The organism is Phenylobacterium sp., from assembly GCF_020253645.1.
Taxonomy (GTDB): Bacteria; Pseudomonadota; Alphaproteobacteria; order Caulobacterales; family Caulobacteraceae; genus Phenylobacterium.
Genome location: NZ_JADCBG010000168.1, coordinates 1 through 15,195, shown reverse-complemented (window position 1 = coordinate 15,195; position 15,195 = coordinate 1). Strand labels below are relative to the sequence as shown.

Here is a 15,195-nt window from a genome sequence, read left to right as displayed (position 1 = left end):
GGGCTCCTGACCCTGCTCGGAACCCCTGTGAGCGATCCCACCCGCCGGAACCTGTCGGTAGCCTATGCGAACACGGGGTCTGACGCCTTCAATGCCGGTGTTGCGCAGATCACGGCGGTCTTTGCCCAGGTCCAGGCTGACATCACCCCTCGGGTCCAGGTGCTGGCGGGACTTCGATATGACGTCTTCAGCCTGGATCTTGAAGATCGGAGGGTCGCGAACACGGGGCGTCGTGAGTTTTCACGTACCGACCGGATCTGGTCTCCGAGGCTTGGCCTTCTTTTCCGGCCAGTGGAGCCGCTGACGCTCTACGCCAGCTACTCGGTCTCCAGCCTGCCTGCGTCGGGCGACCAGTTTGCGGGCCTCGCCCTGTCGACGGAAGCTCTGAAGCCGGAGTCCTTCCGAAATCTGGAGGCGGGGTTCAAGGCCGACCTTGGTCCCCGACTGATGGCCACGGGGGCGGCCTACCAGCTGGATCGCGAGAACACCCAGGCCCTGGATCCCGCCACCCCAGGCCGTATCGTACAGACAGGCGCTCAGAGAAGCACCGGGCTCGAGCTCAGCCTGACCGGCAAGGTCACGGAACGCTGGGAGGCCGTAGCGACCCTGGCTGTCCAGTCCGCGAAGATCACCCGTCAGACCTCTGCGGCGCCCGTCGGCCGGAGGGCGGCCCTGACCCCCGAGCTGACGGCCTCCGTCTGGAACAAGGTCGAGGTCACCCCTCGGGTTTCCATCGGACTGGGCGTTGTCCATCAGGGCGAAATGTACACCTCGATCTCGAACGCCGTTACCCTGCCGGGCTTCACACGGGTCGACGGCGCGGTCTTCCTGAGGCTGGGCGAGGACTACCGCCTGCAGCTTAATGTCGAAAACCTGGGCGACATTTCCTGGTCCCCCACCAGCCACGGCGACAACAACATCATGCCGGGCGCGCCGCGCACCGTTCGGCTTTCCGTGTCCCGCGGTTTCTGAAGTTCAATAGCCTGGCGGCGGCCTGAACCCGCCGGTCAGGGTTTCGATCAGCCCCGCGACGGCCAGTGTCGTGCGGTCCCCCCAGAGCGGACCGATCACCTGAAGACCGATCGGCAGGCCCTCGTCCGAAAGCGCGACCGGAACCGCCGTGGCCGGGAGCCCGGGAAGGGTGGCGAGGCCCGCCCAGACCAGATGCCTGAGATAAGCGACCTCCACCCCGTCCACTTTCAGCTTCCGGGCGCCCATGGGACCCTCCGTGTTGTGGGGGAAGGCCGGGGTCGGAGCGATCGGCGCGAGAAGAACATCGTAGTCGGTGAAGAAGCGCCCGTAGTCGGCCCGCAAGCGATGACGGCGCTCGTCCGCCGCTTTCCAATCCTGATGACTGGCAGCATAGGCCGTCGACATGGCCGCGTTCAGGAGCTCGCGATACAGCGCGTTCTGTTCCGTCAGGGATGGCCCCGGCAGCCCGGGTTCCGAGACGCGGGCGCCCGCGGCCGCAAGGCGCGCACCGACCTCCCGAACGGCCGCCCGGCAGGCTTCCGAGGTCGGGGCCGCAGGATCATCGACATGGATCGCCACCCTCAGGCTCCCCGCGGAGTGCGCCCTGGCCGAGGCTGAGGGCAGGCGGGCTCCGGGGATTCCGCCTGTACTCAAGGACGTGAGGATATCGAGACCGAGACGAATATCCGCAACCGAGCGTCCCATGGGGCCGGCGACCGCGAGGTCTGTCAGGGCGTGGCTCCAGACCGGCGGACGGGGCCCTTCGCCAAAGCGGTCGACCGCATTCCAGGTCGGCTTGTGGCCGAAGACGCCGTTGTAGTGGCAGGGGACGCGGATCGAGCCTCCGATGTCGCTGCCGAACTCCAGCAAGGTCATTCCTGCAGCCAGCGCCGCGCCGGATCCGCCAGACGATCCGCCCGCCGTACGTTCCAGGTTCCAGGGGTTCCTGCAGAGGCCGTGAATGTCGTTGTAACTCTGGATATCGCCTCCGAACTCCGAAAGGTTGGTCTTGCCGAAAACAATCGCGCCCGCCGCCTTGAACGCAGCGACGGCGGGAGCGTCTGTATCCGGGGCGTAGTCGGCCAGAGGGACGTGCCCGGAGGTCGTCAAGAGCCCCTTGGTGGCGAAGAGGTCCTTGATGGTCATCGGCAGGCCGTGAAGCGGCCCGGTCAACCGGCCCTGCTTCAGGGCCTCATCCGCCGCCCGGGCCTCAGCCATGGCGCGATCAACGTCCAGGGCCACCACGGCGTTCAGCTTCGGATTGAACTTCTCGACACGCCCCAGTTGGGCTGTCAGCAGGGCCTCGCTTGAGATGTGGCCCCGGGCCAGTGCGGTCACCGCATCGGTCGCGGTGGCCCTCGAAAGGTCGATCATCGACGTCACTCCAGGTGGCGGTTCGAGCCCGGTTGCGCCGACCCGGACACCGGGCGGCCCGGGTTGGCTGATCGTCGCGATCTTACGGCGTCTTGTCTCCCCTCTTTTTTTGCGGCCAGGGTCGAGATCTCCGCTCTTCCCGGAAGGACGCTGCGTTCAGGAGGGGTCCGGTCCGAGGACCTTCCTCGCCGCGGAGAGCACCGCCGAGAGCGCGATGTCCCGGGTCAGACCCTGTTCACGTCGTAGGCGGGACCAGGCTTCGAAGCTGAGCAGGAGATCCAGGGCCTCCCGCCGCATCGGGTCAGCGCAGGCGGCGGGGAGCGCCTCCACCAGCATGTCCCGCAGGTTTGCAACCATCCGCGCATGGCCTCGCTCCAGAAAGGCCGAGCGGTGCCGGTGCATCCCGGAGGCATGCTTGTAGGGAAAGATCCGCTCGTACACGTCCGCCCGTCGCTCGGCGATCTCGGCCAGGCGCCCGGCCTCATCTCCCGACGCCAGGGGACGGGCGAGCAGGTCCGACAGCTCACCCTCGATGGCCCGAGCCATCTCCGCATAGAGGCTGTCCATATCCCGGAAGTGGCGGAAGACGGTCCGGAGCCCGACCTCGGCCCGGGCGGCGACCCTTTCGGCGCCCGGCGCCACCTCGCCCTCGCGCATCAGATCCAGCATGGCCGCGATGATGCGGTCGCGGCTGTCGAGCCCGCGGCGGCGGCGTCCGTCCGGTTCCAGGGTCTGGTGCGTCATGCGGCCAGAAGAGGCTCGCAGCCGGTTCCGTCAAGGGCGGCGTCCACCAGGGCCCGCTCCGCGGGGACAAGGGCGCCGTAGGCGTCCCGCAGCGACTTGAGGCACTTGGCCTGGTAGGGGAAGGGCTGCTGGGTCCAGGCCTGGCCGTCGACCTGGGCGCGGACCTCCGCGTCGCCCGCCGTCACCGCCCGGGCATTGGCCAGCATTACCGGCGCATAGACCCGGCCCACCTCGGCCAGGAGCGCCTTGAGGGTCGGCGGCGGGTCGGCCGGGTTCACCCAGTCGCTGTCCTCGGGCTCGACGCCCGACTGGTCCTCCATCATCCCGACCCAGGCGGTGACGCGGGGCGCCAGGGAGAGTGTCAGGGCCATGGGAGTCGGGTCGAACTCGGCGAGCTGGGTCAGTTGGCCGTAGGTCGCGAAGTCGCTGGCGCCGGGGCGTCTGCCCATCAGGTAGGGCAGGGCCCGCAAGTGATCCTCGAAGGCGGCCAGGAAGCGCCGGTAGCTGGCCTCGATGACCGGGCCGGTGACCTCATTGGAACCCACATAGCGCAGCCGGCCGATCTGCCGGTCCGCAAAGCCCCGGCCGCGCTCGGCCAGGACCTCGTCGGGAACCGCCATGCCTCTCCAGCACGGCAGGATGGCCGAGGCCTTGGCGATGTCGGCGTCATAAGCCCAGCGATAGTGGAACATGGCCTTTGTCAGCCACTCGTCGGCATAGTCCTCGAGCAATGCGTCCAGGAAGGCCAGGGACGGACGGGAAGGAACCAGGCTGCGCCCGGCGTGCTCCCGCTCGAAGCGTCGGATCAGGGGCGTGGAGTCGGTGACCGCCTCGAGGGCGCCGTCCGGTCCGGGGAGGTAGAAGGTCGGAAGGAGGGGCACCTTGGCCTGGGGCAGGCCGGCGATGGCGGGGTTGGAGACGATCAGGAAGCGATAGGGAATCCGGCGATAGCGCAGCACCGCCAGCATCTTGCGGGTGTAGGGCGATCCGGGGGCGCCTGAGAGGGCGACGGGTTCGGTCATTCTGGGCTCCTGGTCAGCGAAGGCGGTTGGAGTGGCGGATCTCTGTGGACCCCGCGGGCAGGCTGATCATGTCGCCGTCCCGGCCGACCCGCACGGGGCCGCCGTAGATCCTGCGGCTGTCGCCCAGGAAGGGCCCCTCCAGCGCCCGGAGGGGCAGGGGCGGGACGATGTGGGTCAACAGCAGGTAGCGGACCTTCGCGCGCTCTGCGAGGGCGGCGATCGCCTCCGGGTCTGCGTGATAGTCCGTGATATCGCCGAAAATCTTGACCAGGTTGGCCCGGCCGGCCCGCTCGGCTGCGGCCTTCTGGAGACCCACGAGCCTCAGGGAGAGAGCCTCGTGCACCAGGAGGTCCGCGCCCCTTGCGGCCTGCTCCACGCTGGCGGTGATGTCGGTGTCGCCGCTGATCACGGCCCGGCGTCCCTTGTACTCGACGATGTAACCCACTGCGGGGGAGGCCGGGGCGTGATCGACGGCGAAGGCCCGGATCTTCAGGTCAGGTTCGTCGATCAGGAGGACCGGCGCCTGGCCCTCCGCCACCGGGAAGGGGAGGGCCACTCCGCCAAAGCCAGAAGGCGGGACGACGGCTTCGCCGTGGTGGGCGATCCGGTATCCCCGATCGGGTCCATAGGCTGTCATCAGGCCGCCGACCACGGTCTCGACCCCCGACGGACCGTGGACCGGCGTCGGGGACTTCGTCCCTCCGCCCGCCCAACGCTGGAGCATCAGCTCGCCAAGGCCATCGATGTGGTCGGAATGGAAGTGGGTCAGGAAGACGCGCTCCACCCGCGCCGGGGGCATGCCCATGAGGGTCAGGTTCCTCACCGAGCCGGACCCGGCGTCGAAGACGAATAGCCGGTCCCCCGCCAGGACCGCGGTGCAGGGTCCCGCCCGGATAGGGTCGGGCATGGGCGAGCCAGAGCCGCACAGGGCCACGTGCAGGCCGTCCGGCAGTCCATCCGACGGCGTGGCGGCGAGGTTGCGATCCATGGTCCTGGCCATGACCCGGAGGGCGATCTCACCCCTCAGAAGCCAGGCCGCCGACAGGGCCAGGACGACCAGTCCCAGCAAGGCCAGGACAGTACGCTTCAACATTGCTCGCCCCCTTCGCGCCCGCCGGTGCTTGACCGACCCGGTTGGTAATGGCACGTCTATTGCCATTAGTTTCCCGCGAAGGCGGGGCTGTCAACTGCAACCGGGCGCGACGCCCCTGGGAGGCGCTGAATGAAGGTCCTGAGAACCCCGGAGTCGCGCTTTGAAGGCCTCGCCGACTGGCCCTTCGCCCCTCACTATGTCGACATCCGCGGCCCGGGCGACGTCGCCCTGCGCATGGCCTATGTCGACGATGGGCCTCGCGATGGCGCCCCTGTCCTGCTGATGCACGGCGAACCGTCCTGGTCCTATCTCTATCGCCACATCATCCCGCGTCTGGTTGCTCAGGGTCACAGGGTCCTGGCCCCAGACCTGATCGGCTTCGGCCGTTCGGACAAGCCGGCGGCGCGGGCCGACTACACCTATGAGCGACACGTGAACTGGACCGCCCAGTGGCTGAGAAAGCTCGACCTGGAGGGCGTGGTCATGTTCTGCCAGGACTGGGGAGGCCTGATCGGTCTGCGCCTCGTGGCCGCCTTCCCGGCCCGCTTCGCCGGGGTCATCGCCGGCAATACCGGCCTTCCCGTAGGCGGCGGCTCCAGCCCGGGCTTTGACGCCTGGCTGCACATGTCGCAGACGATCCCGGTCATGCCGATCGGCGGCATCCTCAACATGGGGACGACCCGTGAGCTCTCCGCCGACGAAATCGCCGCCTATGACGCGCCCTTCCCGGACGAGACCTACAAGGAAGGCGCCCGCCAGTTCCCCGCCCTGGTGCCGATCACGGCGGAGCATGGCTCGGTGGCCGAGAATCAGGCGGCCTGGAAGGTCCTTGAGATCTTCCAAAAGCCCTTCCTGACCGCCTTCAGCGACAATGATCCCGTGACCCGGGGCGGCGAGGCGGCCATCAAGACCCGCGTGCCCGGCGCGCGCAACGAGGCCCATGTCATCCTCCCCGGTGGGCATTTCCTGCAGGAAGACAGCCCCGCCGCCATCGCCGACCTGCTGGACGACATGGTCCGGCGCACCCGCTGAACCCGGAACGGAGCCCTGAAATGAAGGTCGAGAACGCCGTCTATCCGCCCCCCGAACAAGCCATGGCCTTCTTCTCCGCCGAGGAAGACGGACCCTTCGTCATGGTCAACCTGCTGAAGTTCAAGCCGAAGGCCGAGTACGAAGACGGCTCCAACAGCCACCTGACCGGCGCCGAGGCTTACGCCCTCTATGGAGAGGGTGTGGCGAAGCTGGTCCAGGCCCTGGGCGGGCGAATCCGTTACTCTGGCCAGGTCACGAGCCTGATGATCGGCGAGGTCGAGGACCTGTGGGACGCTGTGGCCCTGGCCGAATACCCCTCACTGGCCGCCTTCCGCGCCATGGCCATGTCCGAGGACATGGGCAGGATAGATCACCACCGGAAGGCCGGCCTGGCGGGACAGCTGAATATCCGCACCAAGGCCGGCGCCGGCTTCGAGTGATCAGAACTCGGGGTCGACCCAGTCGGGGAAGACATCCGGGAGGCTGGAGACGCGGTCGGTGAAGTTGGCCGGCCGCTTCTCGAAGAAGCTCTTCACGCCCTCCACCGCATCTTCGGAACCGCCACGGGCCATCAGGGCGCGGCTCTCGGCCCGGTGGGCCTCCATGGGGTGGCTGGCGCCCAGCATCCGCCAGCACAGCTGGCGGGTCAGGGCGCTGGAGACCGGCGCGGTGTGGTCGGCGTATTCGTGGGCCAGGGCCCGGGCGGCGTCCATCAGGGACTCCGGCGGATGCAGGCTGGAGACCAGCCCCTTCTCCAGCGCCTCGGACGCGGGGAAAACCCGGCCGGAATAGATCCAGTCCAGGGTGGCGGGCATGCCCACAAGGCGCGGGAGGAAGAAGGAGGAGGCGCCTTCCATGATGATGCCCCGCCGGTTGAACACCAGGCCGAAGCGGGCGTCCGTGGAGGCGATCCGGACGTCCATGGGCAGGATCATGGTCACGCCAACGCCGACGGCGGCGCCGTTGATGGCCCCGATCACGGGCTTCAGGCTGTCGAAGATCCGCAGGGTGACGAGGCCCGCCGTGTCACGCCGCACAGGCGTGTCCTTGTCCGGCTTGGCCGCACCGAAGGTCTGGCTGCCGCCGGAAAGGTCTGCGCCCGCGCAGAAGGCCCGGCCGGAGCCGGTCACGATCACCGCCCGGACGTCATCGTCGGCGTCGGTCAGGTCGAAGGCGGCCTGCAGGTCGTTGCACATCTGCAGGGTCCAGGCGTTCATCCGCTCGGGCCTGTGCAGGGTGATGGTCGCGATGTGGTCCTCGACCGAATAGAGGATCGTCTCGAAGCTGGGCATGGTTGAGTGGCCTTTCGGGATCAGGGGCGGAGGCGGGCGCGGACCGGCCCGCCGTCGATGCGGATCAGGGCGCCGTTGGTGAAGCTGGACGTCTCGCTGGCGAGCCAGAGGGCGGCGGGGACCATCTCCTTCGGCAGTCCGACCCGCATGCCGCCCTTGGTCCAGCCCGGATTGTCGTGGTCAGGGGGATCGGCCCAGTGTTCAGCCACGTCGGTGGCGAAGGGGCCCACGCAGATGGTGTTGACCCGCACGTTCGGGCTGTAGGCGGCGGCGAAGCCCGTGGTCAGGACGTTCAGCGCCGCCTTGGCGCCGGCGTAGGGGAGGGCGTAGGGCGAAGCCTCCAGGGAGGCGATGCTGGAGATGTTGATGATCGAGCCGCCGTCGCCCCGGTGCATCCTCGCTCCCACCAGGGCGGAGAGGCGGAATGGGCCCTTGAAGTTGACCCCGATCACCTTGTCGAAATTGTCCTCGGTCACCTTCTCCAGGGAGGGATAGAGGGGCGACATGCCCGCATTGTTGATGAGTACGTCGATCCGGCCAAAGCGCCGGTAGACCGCGTCGACCATGGGCTCGATCTCGTCCCAGTTGGCCACGTGGCAGCGGTGGGCGAAGGTCTCGACGCCCAGCTTCGCGAGTTCGGAGGCGGCTTCCTCACAGGCGGGCAGCTTGCGCGAGACAATGGCCAGGTTCGCCCCGGCCTCGGCGAAGGCCTGGGCCATGGCGCGCCCGAGGCCCCGGGATCCGCCTGTGATCAGCACCACCTTGCCGCGCAGGTTGAAGTCCATGCCGCCGCCCTCCCGTCTCTGTTCGCGGGAAGCAAGGCGGCAGGCGAGGCGACTGTCAATGCTGACCGGGCGTCACCCTGCCCCGGCCGGATTGACGCACATCCAGCGCGCCCGGTGGAAGTTCTCCACATTGTCGGTCCAGCCTGTGATCCGCGGGGAGATCAGGGCGCGGCTGACGTAGCGATACAGGGGTATTGTTCCTTCCTCGTCGAGCATCAGCTGCTCGGCCTCGGCCAGAATTCCGGCCCGCCGGGCTCCGTCGGCCTCGCGTTCGGCCTGGTCCAGCAGCGCATCGAAACGCGGATTTGAGTAGCTGGTATAGTTCTGTTGTCCCGTGTCCGAGCGGAAGAGGTCGAGGAAAGTCAAGGGATCGTTGAAGTCAGCGAACCACCCCATCATCCCGACCTGAAAATCCTTCTGGCGGTATGCCGCAAGTGCGATCTGGCCCTCGTTCTGGACCGTCGTGACCTTCACTCCCAATGCGCTCCAGTCTGCAGCCACAGCCTGGGACAAAAGCAGCCGTTCCGGCGAATTCGAGACCTTGAGTTCGACCTCGAGGGGATTGCCCGGGCCAAAGCCGGCCTCTGCAAGAAGCCGCCGGGCTTCAGCCTGACGGGCCTCGAACGGCATGTCCGCCCACCTCAGCCGTACGCCCTCTCCATGACCCGCAGTCGCGGGCGGCACAAAGCTGTAGGCCGGGGTCTCACCGGCCCGCAGCAGCTTTCCAGTGATGAAATCCCTGTCGACGCCCATGGACAGGGCGCGACGGACCCGGATGTCCTTGAAGGCGGGAACGTCCTGGGTGTTGAGGGCGATGTAGGCCGTGGCGAGCGCCGGATGCGTTCTCACATACTCTGGCAGAGTGTTGCGCAACCTCTGGACCCGGCTCGACTGGAAGTTGGTGTTGAGATCCAGTTCGCCCCGGGCGACGCGCCGCTCGGCCATGACGGAGTCGGGGGTCGGGAAGTAATCGATCTGGTCGATGCAGACTGAGCCAGGATCGAAGAAATTGGGGTTCCGGACCACGCGGATGTAGTCGCCAAGCCTCCATTCCACCAGCTTGTAGGCGCCATTGCCCACGAACAGGTCGGGCCGTGTCCAGGCTTCGCCATGGGCCTTTACGGCGTGGGCGGGGACGGGGAAGAAGGTGTTGTGCTTCAGCAGGGCGGGCAGATAGGGCGCGGGATGCTCGAGCTTCAGCTCCAGGGTCAGGTCGTCCAGGGCGCGCGCGCCCAACGACTCAGGCCCGGCCTTTCCCTCATTCACCGCCTGTCCGTTTCTGAGGAGGTACAGGAGGTAGGCATATCCGGACGCAGTGGCCGGGTCGAGCATGCGACGATAGGCGAAGACGAAGTCGTTGGCCGTCAGCGGACGTCCGTCCGACCACTTGGAGGGGCGCAGCCTGAAGGTCCAGGTGAGGCCGTCGGGCGAGGTGGTCCAGCTCTCGGCGAGCGCCGGGATCGGATCCGCCTCAGGGCTTTCGGTGAAGAGCCCGGTGTAAAGATCCCCGATGATCGCGAACTCGTCGATCATCGTCGCCTTTTGCGGATCCAGGGTGCCGGGCTCGGCGCTGTTGCCCCAGGCGACGCAGACTTTTCCCGGCGGGCAGGGCGGGCGGCTGACCTGGGGTTGGCAGGCCGCAACGGCGAGGGTGGAGGCCAGGATGAGGAGGACAGGAAGCTTCACGTTCAGATCCGGTGATTACTCGCGTCTCAGCGCCTCGATCGGATCGAGGCGCGCCGCGCGCCATGCAGGATAGGCGCCAAAGATCAGTCCGACCAGACTCGAGAATCCTAATGCGACGGGTATTGACCATGTCGGCAGGGCGAATGGCCAGTCGCCAATCGCGGCGATGCCGGCGGCTCCGAGCAGGCCGATGCCCAGACCGACAAGGCCGCCGACAAGCGAAAGGGCGACGGACTCGAGGGCGAACTGGGTCAGGACATCCCGGCGACGGGCCCCCAGCGCCATTCGCAGGCCGATTTCCCGGGTGCGCTCCGTGACCGCGACAAGCATGATGTTCATGATGCCTACCCCGCCCACGACCAGCGAGACGGCGGCGATAGCGGCGAGCAGCACGGTGAACGCTCCGATCGCGGCCCGGGACGCCTCCAGGATTGAGGCCAGGTTCTGGGTCTGGAAGTCGTCCTCCTCGCCCGGCTGGATCCGGTGCTCAGCGCGAAGCACCGAGTCGATCTCTTCCTGCACCAGGGTGAGTTCCTCTTCCGAGGCGGCCTTCACATAGATGGTCTGGACGCTGTCGGCCTTGATCCTGCGCCCGATGATGCGGGACCGGACAGTCTCGAGGGGCGCGAGGATGATGTCGTCCTGGTCGCGTCCGAAGCTCGACTGGCCCTTTGAACCCAGCACGCCCACCACTTCGAACGGTGTTCCCCGGATACGGATGCGCTTGCCGATGGGATCGGCCTCGCCCCAGAGTTGTGTCGCGACGGTCGGGCCGAGCACGGCGACCTTCCGTCCCTGGCGCGTCTCTCGGTCATCAAACATCCGCCCCGACTCGATGACGAGGTCGCGGGCCTCCAGGTAGGAGGGCGTCACGCCGACGACGGAGGTGTTCCAGTTGGCGCCTTCGGCGGTGACCTGGGCCATTCCGTTGACGGCGGGCGCCACGGCCGCGACGCCGTCGACCTGCCGGAGAATGGCTTCGGTGTCCGAGTCCGTGAGACTCTGGCTGGACCCTGCGCCGCCCATGACGCCTCCGCCGGATCGTGGCTGAACGGGTGTGACAATGATCAGGTTCGACCCCAGGCCCGTGATCGTATCCGTCACCCGTTTCTGAGCGCCCAGGCCGATGGACGTCATCATCACCACGGCGGCGACGCCGATCACCACCCCAAGCGAGGTCAGTCCTGAGCGAAGCGGATGGGCGATGATGGCCCCCGCCGCAAAGCGGATGATCTCGGAGGCTGGCGCCCTGCTCATGACCGGACGTCCTCGATGACCCGACCGTCCCGGAAGGCGATGCGCCGGCGCGCGGCGTCAGCGACCCCCCGGTCGTGGGTGACCAGGACAACCGTCAGGCCCTCGGTGTTCAGTTCCCTGAACAGGGACAGCACTTCAACGCCGGTCGCGCTGTCCAGCGCACCCGTAGGCTCGTCCGCAAGGAGCAGGTCCGGCTGATTGGCGAGGGCGCGGGCGATGGCCACTCTCTGCTGCTGCCCGCCCGACAGCTGGTTCGGCCTGTGCCCCATGCGCGAGCCGAGGCCGACGCGCTGCAGGAGCGCGGCGGCGCGCTCGCGTCGCAGGCCGGGCGACACGCCGCCATAGATCATCGGTAACTCGACATTCTGGAGAGCGGAGAGCCGGGGCAGGAGCTGGAAAGACTGGAAGACAAAGCCAATTCGACGGTTCCGGAAGTCCGCCAGCTGGTCATCGGAAAAGCCCCCGACATCCTCGCCCTCAAAACGATAGCGGCCCCGGCTGGGCCGATCCAGGCCACCCAGAATGTTCATCAGGGTCGATTTTCCTGAACCCGAGGGACCGACGATCGCGAGGCTTTCCCCGCGCGTGATCGTCAGGTCCACCGAGTCGAGGGCGGTCACCGTTTCCTCGCCCATGACATAGGTCTTGGAGAGGGCCTCGATCTCGATCATGGCCGGCGAGGTCATCGCCGGTCAGCCTCCGACGACGACGCGCATGCGAGGTCGAGGGCCCCCGCCGATGATCAGTTCATCGCCGGGCCTGAGGTCTCCCCGCACCTCGGTCATCGACCCGTCGCTGGGACCCACCCTGAGGACGACCGGCTGCGGTCCGTCAGCCGACAGTCTGTAGACCACGCCCGCGACCCGCCCCTCTGGGTCGGGGCCCATGTCGAAGGCAAGGGGGCGAAGGACGCCCAGGCGGGCCTTCTGACGGGCGTCGAGCTGGCCTTCGAGCTGGCTGAGGGCCCTGTCGACGGCGCCGGCGACGGCCTTGCGCCCCGCCTCGCGGTCTCCGGCCGAGGCGGCGGCTGTCGCCCGGGTCCGCAGGTCTGCCTGGATCTTCGTCCACGCCCGCCTCTGGTCAGGGTTCAGGCCCAGCTGGCTGACGACCTTCTGCACCGAAGCTGAACCCGGATACTCCGGTCCTGCATCCCTCCGGACCGGCGCGCCGGGCGGACCGCGCGGTGCGGCCTGGACCTCCGCGGGCGGCGACCACCGGAGCGCTGCGGCCGGGACCTTGAGCACTCCGTCCCGGCGCTGGAGGATGATGTCCGCGTTCGCCGTCATTCCCGGCATCAGGAGCTCTCCGGTGTTCTGGGCCTCCGCCATGACGGTGTAGGCAACGACATTCTGCTCGGTCACGGGCTGCTTGCGGACCTGGGTCACGACCCCCTCGAAGGCCTTGTCCGGAAAGGCGTCGACCGTAAAGCGGACGACCTGGCCCTCCCTGACGCCGCCGATGTCCGCCTCGTCCACCGAGATCTTGACCTGCACCCGGTCAAAATCCCTCGCGATCCTGAACAGGACCGGCGCCTGGAAGCTGGCGGCGACTGTCTGGCCCGGTTCAATGGCCCGGTGAACGACGACGCCGTCGATCGGCGAGACGATGCGTGTCCGCGCAAGGTCGACCTCGGTCGTCCTCAGGCTCGCCCGGCTCTGCTGCACCCGCGCCCGCGCCGCCTCGACAGCCGCCGCGCTTGTCCGGGCCTGAGCCTCCGCCGCCTCAAGGGCCGCCGGGGAGTAGAAGCCCTGGGCCGCCAGCGACTGTCGGCGCGACAACTCCTGTCTCGCCTGCTGCGCCTGCGCCTCGGCCTGGCGCACGGCGGCCTCGCCGGCGGCGACGTCCGCCTGCCCCAGCCGAAGACGCGACTGGAAGGTCTGGGGATCCAGTTCCGCCAGGACCTGCCCGGCCTTCACCCGGTCATTGAAGTCGACCATGATCCGCTGGATCTGCCCCGAGATCTGAGAACCGACCTCGACCGTCACGAGGGCTTCGATCACACCTGAAGCGGAAACCGTCTGGACGAGAGCGCCGGTCTCGACCGCGGCGGTCCGGTAGGGCGGCGCCTCGGGCTCCGACCTGCAGCTTCTGAAGCCTGCGCCGATGATCGCGAGGGCCAGGACTCCGCCCAGGAGGTAAAGGATGCGGCGGCGCCAGTTCGGTCGGTTGCCTGCAGGCATGGCGCTCAATCCCCCCTCGCTTCTCAGGGTCATATGGGCCTCAGCCCGAGGCGGGGGAAGGGACCGGCCCGGAAAGCAGGAGCTGTCGCTCTTCCCCGGTCAGCCGACGCCAGCGGCCCTCCGGGAGGCCCTCCAGCGACAGTGGCCCGATCCGTGTCCTCTGGAGGTCGATCACCCGCAGTCCGACCATTTCGCACATCCGCCGGATCTGACGGTTGCGGCCCTCGGTCAGGACAAAGCGAAGCCGGTCTTCACCCTTGCGGAAGACGCCCGCAGGCTTCAGGGGGCGACCGTCGAGGGAGAGACCGTGGCGAAGCCGGGCGATGACCCCCGGCGTCAGCCGACCCTCGACCCGCACCTCATAGGTCTTCTTCAGCCCGGAGTCCGGGGCGATGAGGGTCCGCGCGACCACGCCATCGGAGGTCAGCACCAGCAGGCCGCGCGATTCCCGGTCGAGTCGCCCGGCAGGGGGCAGGCTGAGGCCGTCCGGCGGCGGCGCCTCGCCGGCGGCGGCGCGCGCGGAGACGAGAAGGCTGCGGGCTTCGTCCTGACCGGGCGCGGGATGGGCGCTCACAAGGCCCGGCGGCTTGTTGACCAGGATCGTCAGCGGCGCTTCGGCCTCGCCGGATGCGTCGATCACCTTGAGGGTCTGCCCGGGCAGAATCTTGCGCCCGACATCGTCGACCCGCTCGCCGTCGATCCAGACCCGGCCGTCCGCGATCAACGATTCCGCTTCCCGCCGCGAGCACACTCCGCTGTGGGCCAGCCAGCGGTTCACCCGCTCCGGCGCCTCGCCGACATAGACTGAGGTCCAGGCCATGGGGTCGCCCCTGGTTTGCCCGGCCTCTCTGATCACAGCTGACGTGTGGAGGGAAGCGCGGTTGTGGGCTAGCCTGTCGTCCGCCCCGGCCCGGAAGGCGGTCAACGGATGTCCACCTGGATCGAGCGACAGATCGCAATGCCCGGACCCCTGCGGCTTCTGCACGGGGAGCGCACGACCCTCAGGGAGCTCGCGGCCGTCTACCTTGGCGCATTGGCCTTCACCCTGGGCCTTGTCATCGCCTTCGGAGAAGACGTGGCGGGGCTGGAGCCTCTGAGGCTGGGCCTCCTGGTCCTGGTCGCCCTCGACCTCGCCGGGGGCGCGGTCGCCAACCTTTGCGACGGGACGCGGGCCTACTGGAGGTCCCGGTCCAGGGGCCACCGGCTGGCCTTCCTGGCGGTCCATGCCGCCCACGCGGCGGCCATCGCCTTCATCTTTCCCGGTTCGGCTTCTGCGGCGCTGCTCGCCTGGGGCTGGGTGATGGGCGCTGGAGCCATCCTGGCCCTGTCGCCCCGGGCGTTCCGGGGCGACGCCACAGCGATGGCCCTGGCCCTGGCTGGGATGGTGACGGTCAGTCTTGCGCCCGGGCTGTCCCCGGCTGCGGGCCTGCTGCTCGGTGTCTATCTCATCAAGCTGGTCTTCAGTTTCGGCGGCGGTTCGACGACGCGGCCGTCCGGCGACCTCTGACGTCGCAGGTCAGGTCCGGGTCCCAAGGAAGAAGAACCGCGGCGTGTGGTCCTCGTCCGTCTGCTCCACCAGGGTCACCACCGAAAATCCCTCGGCTTCAAGCCAGCGCTCCCAGTCGGCGCGCGCGAAGACGCCGACATGGTGGGTCTCGCCCGCAGTGGTCACCTGGCCGGCTGCGTCCTTCAGGAGGAAGGCGTAGTGGACAGTCGTGGTCCCGTCCGCCGCCAGCTCGCCGCACCACTCCAGCGCCC

At 68.2% G+C, this 15,195-nt stretch carries 16 protein-coding genes; 4 read left to right on the top strand and 12 right to left on the bottom strand.

The features are described 5' to 3' along the window. The coding region (locus INE98_RS11245) for a TonB-dependent receptor (protein WP_293539022.1) at positions 1-972 on the top strand (972 nt) is incomplete at its 5' end. Between the two features lie 3 nt (positions 973-975). Here INE98_RS11245 and INE98_RS11240 read toward each other — a convergent pair. The 4 genes from INE98_RS11240 to INE98_RS11225 all read right to left on the bottom strand — a co-directional run bounded on the left by INE98_RS11240 (position 976) and on the right by INE98_RS11225 (position 5,205). After that, a complete protein-coding gene (locus INE98_RS11240) occupies positions 976-2,346 on the bottom strand; it encodes an amidase family protein (protein ID WP_293539020.1) in 1,371 nt (456 codons plus the stop codon). 156 nt (positions 2,347-2,502) lie between these two features. After that, the gene (locus INE98_RS11235; protein WP_293539018.1) at positions 2,503-3,090 is read right to left on the bottom strand and encodes a TetR/AcrR family transcriptional regulator; all 588 of its coding nucleotides are present in this window, start codon (positions 3,088-3,090) and stop codon (positions 2,503-2,505) included. Further along, on the bottom strand, positions 3,087-4,112 hold the full coding sequence (locus INE98_RS11230; protein WP_293539016.1) for a glutathione S-transferase N-terminal domain-containing protein: 1,026 nt from the start codon (positions 4,110-4,112) through the stop codon (positions 3,087-3,089). Before INE98_RS11230 ends, INE98_RS11235 begins: the two co-directional genes overlap by 4 nt. Before the next feature lie 13 nt (positions 4,113-4,125). Then, positions 4,126-5,205, bottom strand: coding sequence for an MBL fold metallo-hydrolase (locus INE98_RS11225; RefSeq protein ID WP_293539014.1), 1,080 nt, complete (start codon positions 5,203-5,205; stop codon positions 4,126-4,128). Between the two features lie 129 nt (positions 5,206-5,334). Here INE98_RS11225 and INE98_RS11220 point away from each other — a divergent pair, with 129 nt between their 5' ends. Further along, the gene (locus INE98_RS11220; RefSeq protein WP_293539012.1) at positions 5,335-6,237 is read left to right on the top strand and encodes a haloalkane dehalogenase; all 903 of its coding nucleotides are present in this window, start codon (positions 5,335-5,337) and stop codon (positions 6,235-6,237) included. A 20-nt stretch (positions 6,238-6,257) separates the two neighbouring features. Next, positions 6,258-6,677, top strand: a complete 420-nt coding sequence (locus tag INE98_RS11215; RefSeq protein WP_293539010.1) for a DUF1330 domain-containing protein — start codon at positions 6,258-6,260, stop codon at positions 6,675-6,677. On the opposite strand, the gene INE98_RS11210 is transcribed toward INE98_RS11215, so the two are convergent. The 7 genes from INE98_RS11210 to INE98_RS11180 all read right to left on the bottom strand — a co-directional run bounded on the left by INE98_RS11210 (position 6,678) and on the right by INE98_RS11180 (position 14,257). Then, positions 6,678-7,529 (bottom strand): crotonase/enoyl-CoA hydratase family protein, encoded by an 852-nt coding sequence (locus tag INE98_RS11210; RefSeq protein WP_293539008.1) that lies wholly within the window; start codon positions 7,527-7,529, stop codon positions 6,678-6,680. It lies immediately after the preceding gene. A gap of 20 nt (positions 7,530-7,549) precedes the next feature. After that, positions 7,550-8,314, bottom strand: coding sequence for an SDR family NAD(P)-dependent oxidoreductase (locus INE98_RS11205; RefSeq protein ID WP_293539006.1), 765 nt, complete (start codon positions 8,312-8,314; stop codon positions 7,550-7,552). Between the two features lie 72 nt (positions 8,315-8,386). Further along, positions 8,387-10,000: a peptide ABC transporter substrate-binding protein gene (locus INE98_RS11200; protein ID WP_293539004.1), complete on the bottom strand. Its 1,614-nt coding sequence runs from the start codon at positions 9,998-10,000 to the stop codon at positions 8,387-8,389. A gap of 15 nt (positions 10,001-10,015) precedes the next feature. Beyond that, positions 10,016-11,257, bottom strand: a complete 1,242-nt coding sequence (locus tag INE98_RS11195; RefSeq protein WP_293539002.1) for an ABC transporter permease — start codon at positions 11,255-11,257, stop codon at positions 10,016-10,018. After that, complete coding sequence (locus INE98_RS11190; RefSeq protein ID WP_293539000.1) at positions 11,254-11,943, bottom strand: ABC transporter ATP-binding protein; 690 nt, start codon at positions 11,941-11,943, stop codon at positions 11,254-11,256. Before INE98_RS11190 ends, INE98_RS11195 begins: the two co-directional genes overlap by 4 nt. 6 nt (positions 11,944-11,949) lie before the next feature. Continuing rightward, the gene (locus INE98_RS11185) at positions 11,950-13,437 is read right to left on the bottom strand and encodes an efflux RND transporter periplasmic adaptor subunit (RefSeq protein ID WP_293538999.1); all 1,488 of its coding nucleotides are present in this window, start codon (positions 13,435-13,437) and stop codon (positions 11,950-11,952) included. Between the two features lie 40 nt (positions 13,438-13,477). Further along, positions 13,478-14,257 carry a pseudouridine synthase gene (locus INE98_RS11180; RefSeq protein WP_293538997.1) on the bottom strand — a complete coding sequence of 260 codons (780 nt, stop codon included), beginning with the start codon at positions 14,255-14,257 and terminating at the stop codon, positions 13,478-13,480. A gap of 108 nt (positions 14,258-14,365) precedes the next feature. On the opposite strand from INE98_RS11180, the gene INE98_RS11175 reads away from it, so the two are divergent. Continuing rightward, on the top strand, positions 14,366-14,944 hold the full coding sequence (locus INE98_RS11175; RefSeq protein WP_293538995.1) for a hypothetical protein: 579 nt from the start codon (positions 14,366-14,368) through the stop codon (positions 14,942-14,944). A 9-nt stretch (positions 14,945-14,953) separates the two neighbouring features. Here the strand turns inward: INE98_RS11175 and INE98_RS11170 are convergent. After that, on the bottom strand, positions 14,954-15,195 hold a 242-nt coding region (locus tag INE98_RS11170; protein ID WP_293538993.1), incomplete at its 5' end, for a hypothetical protein.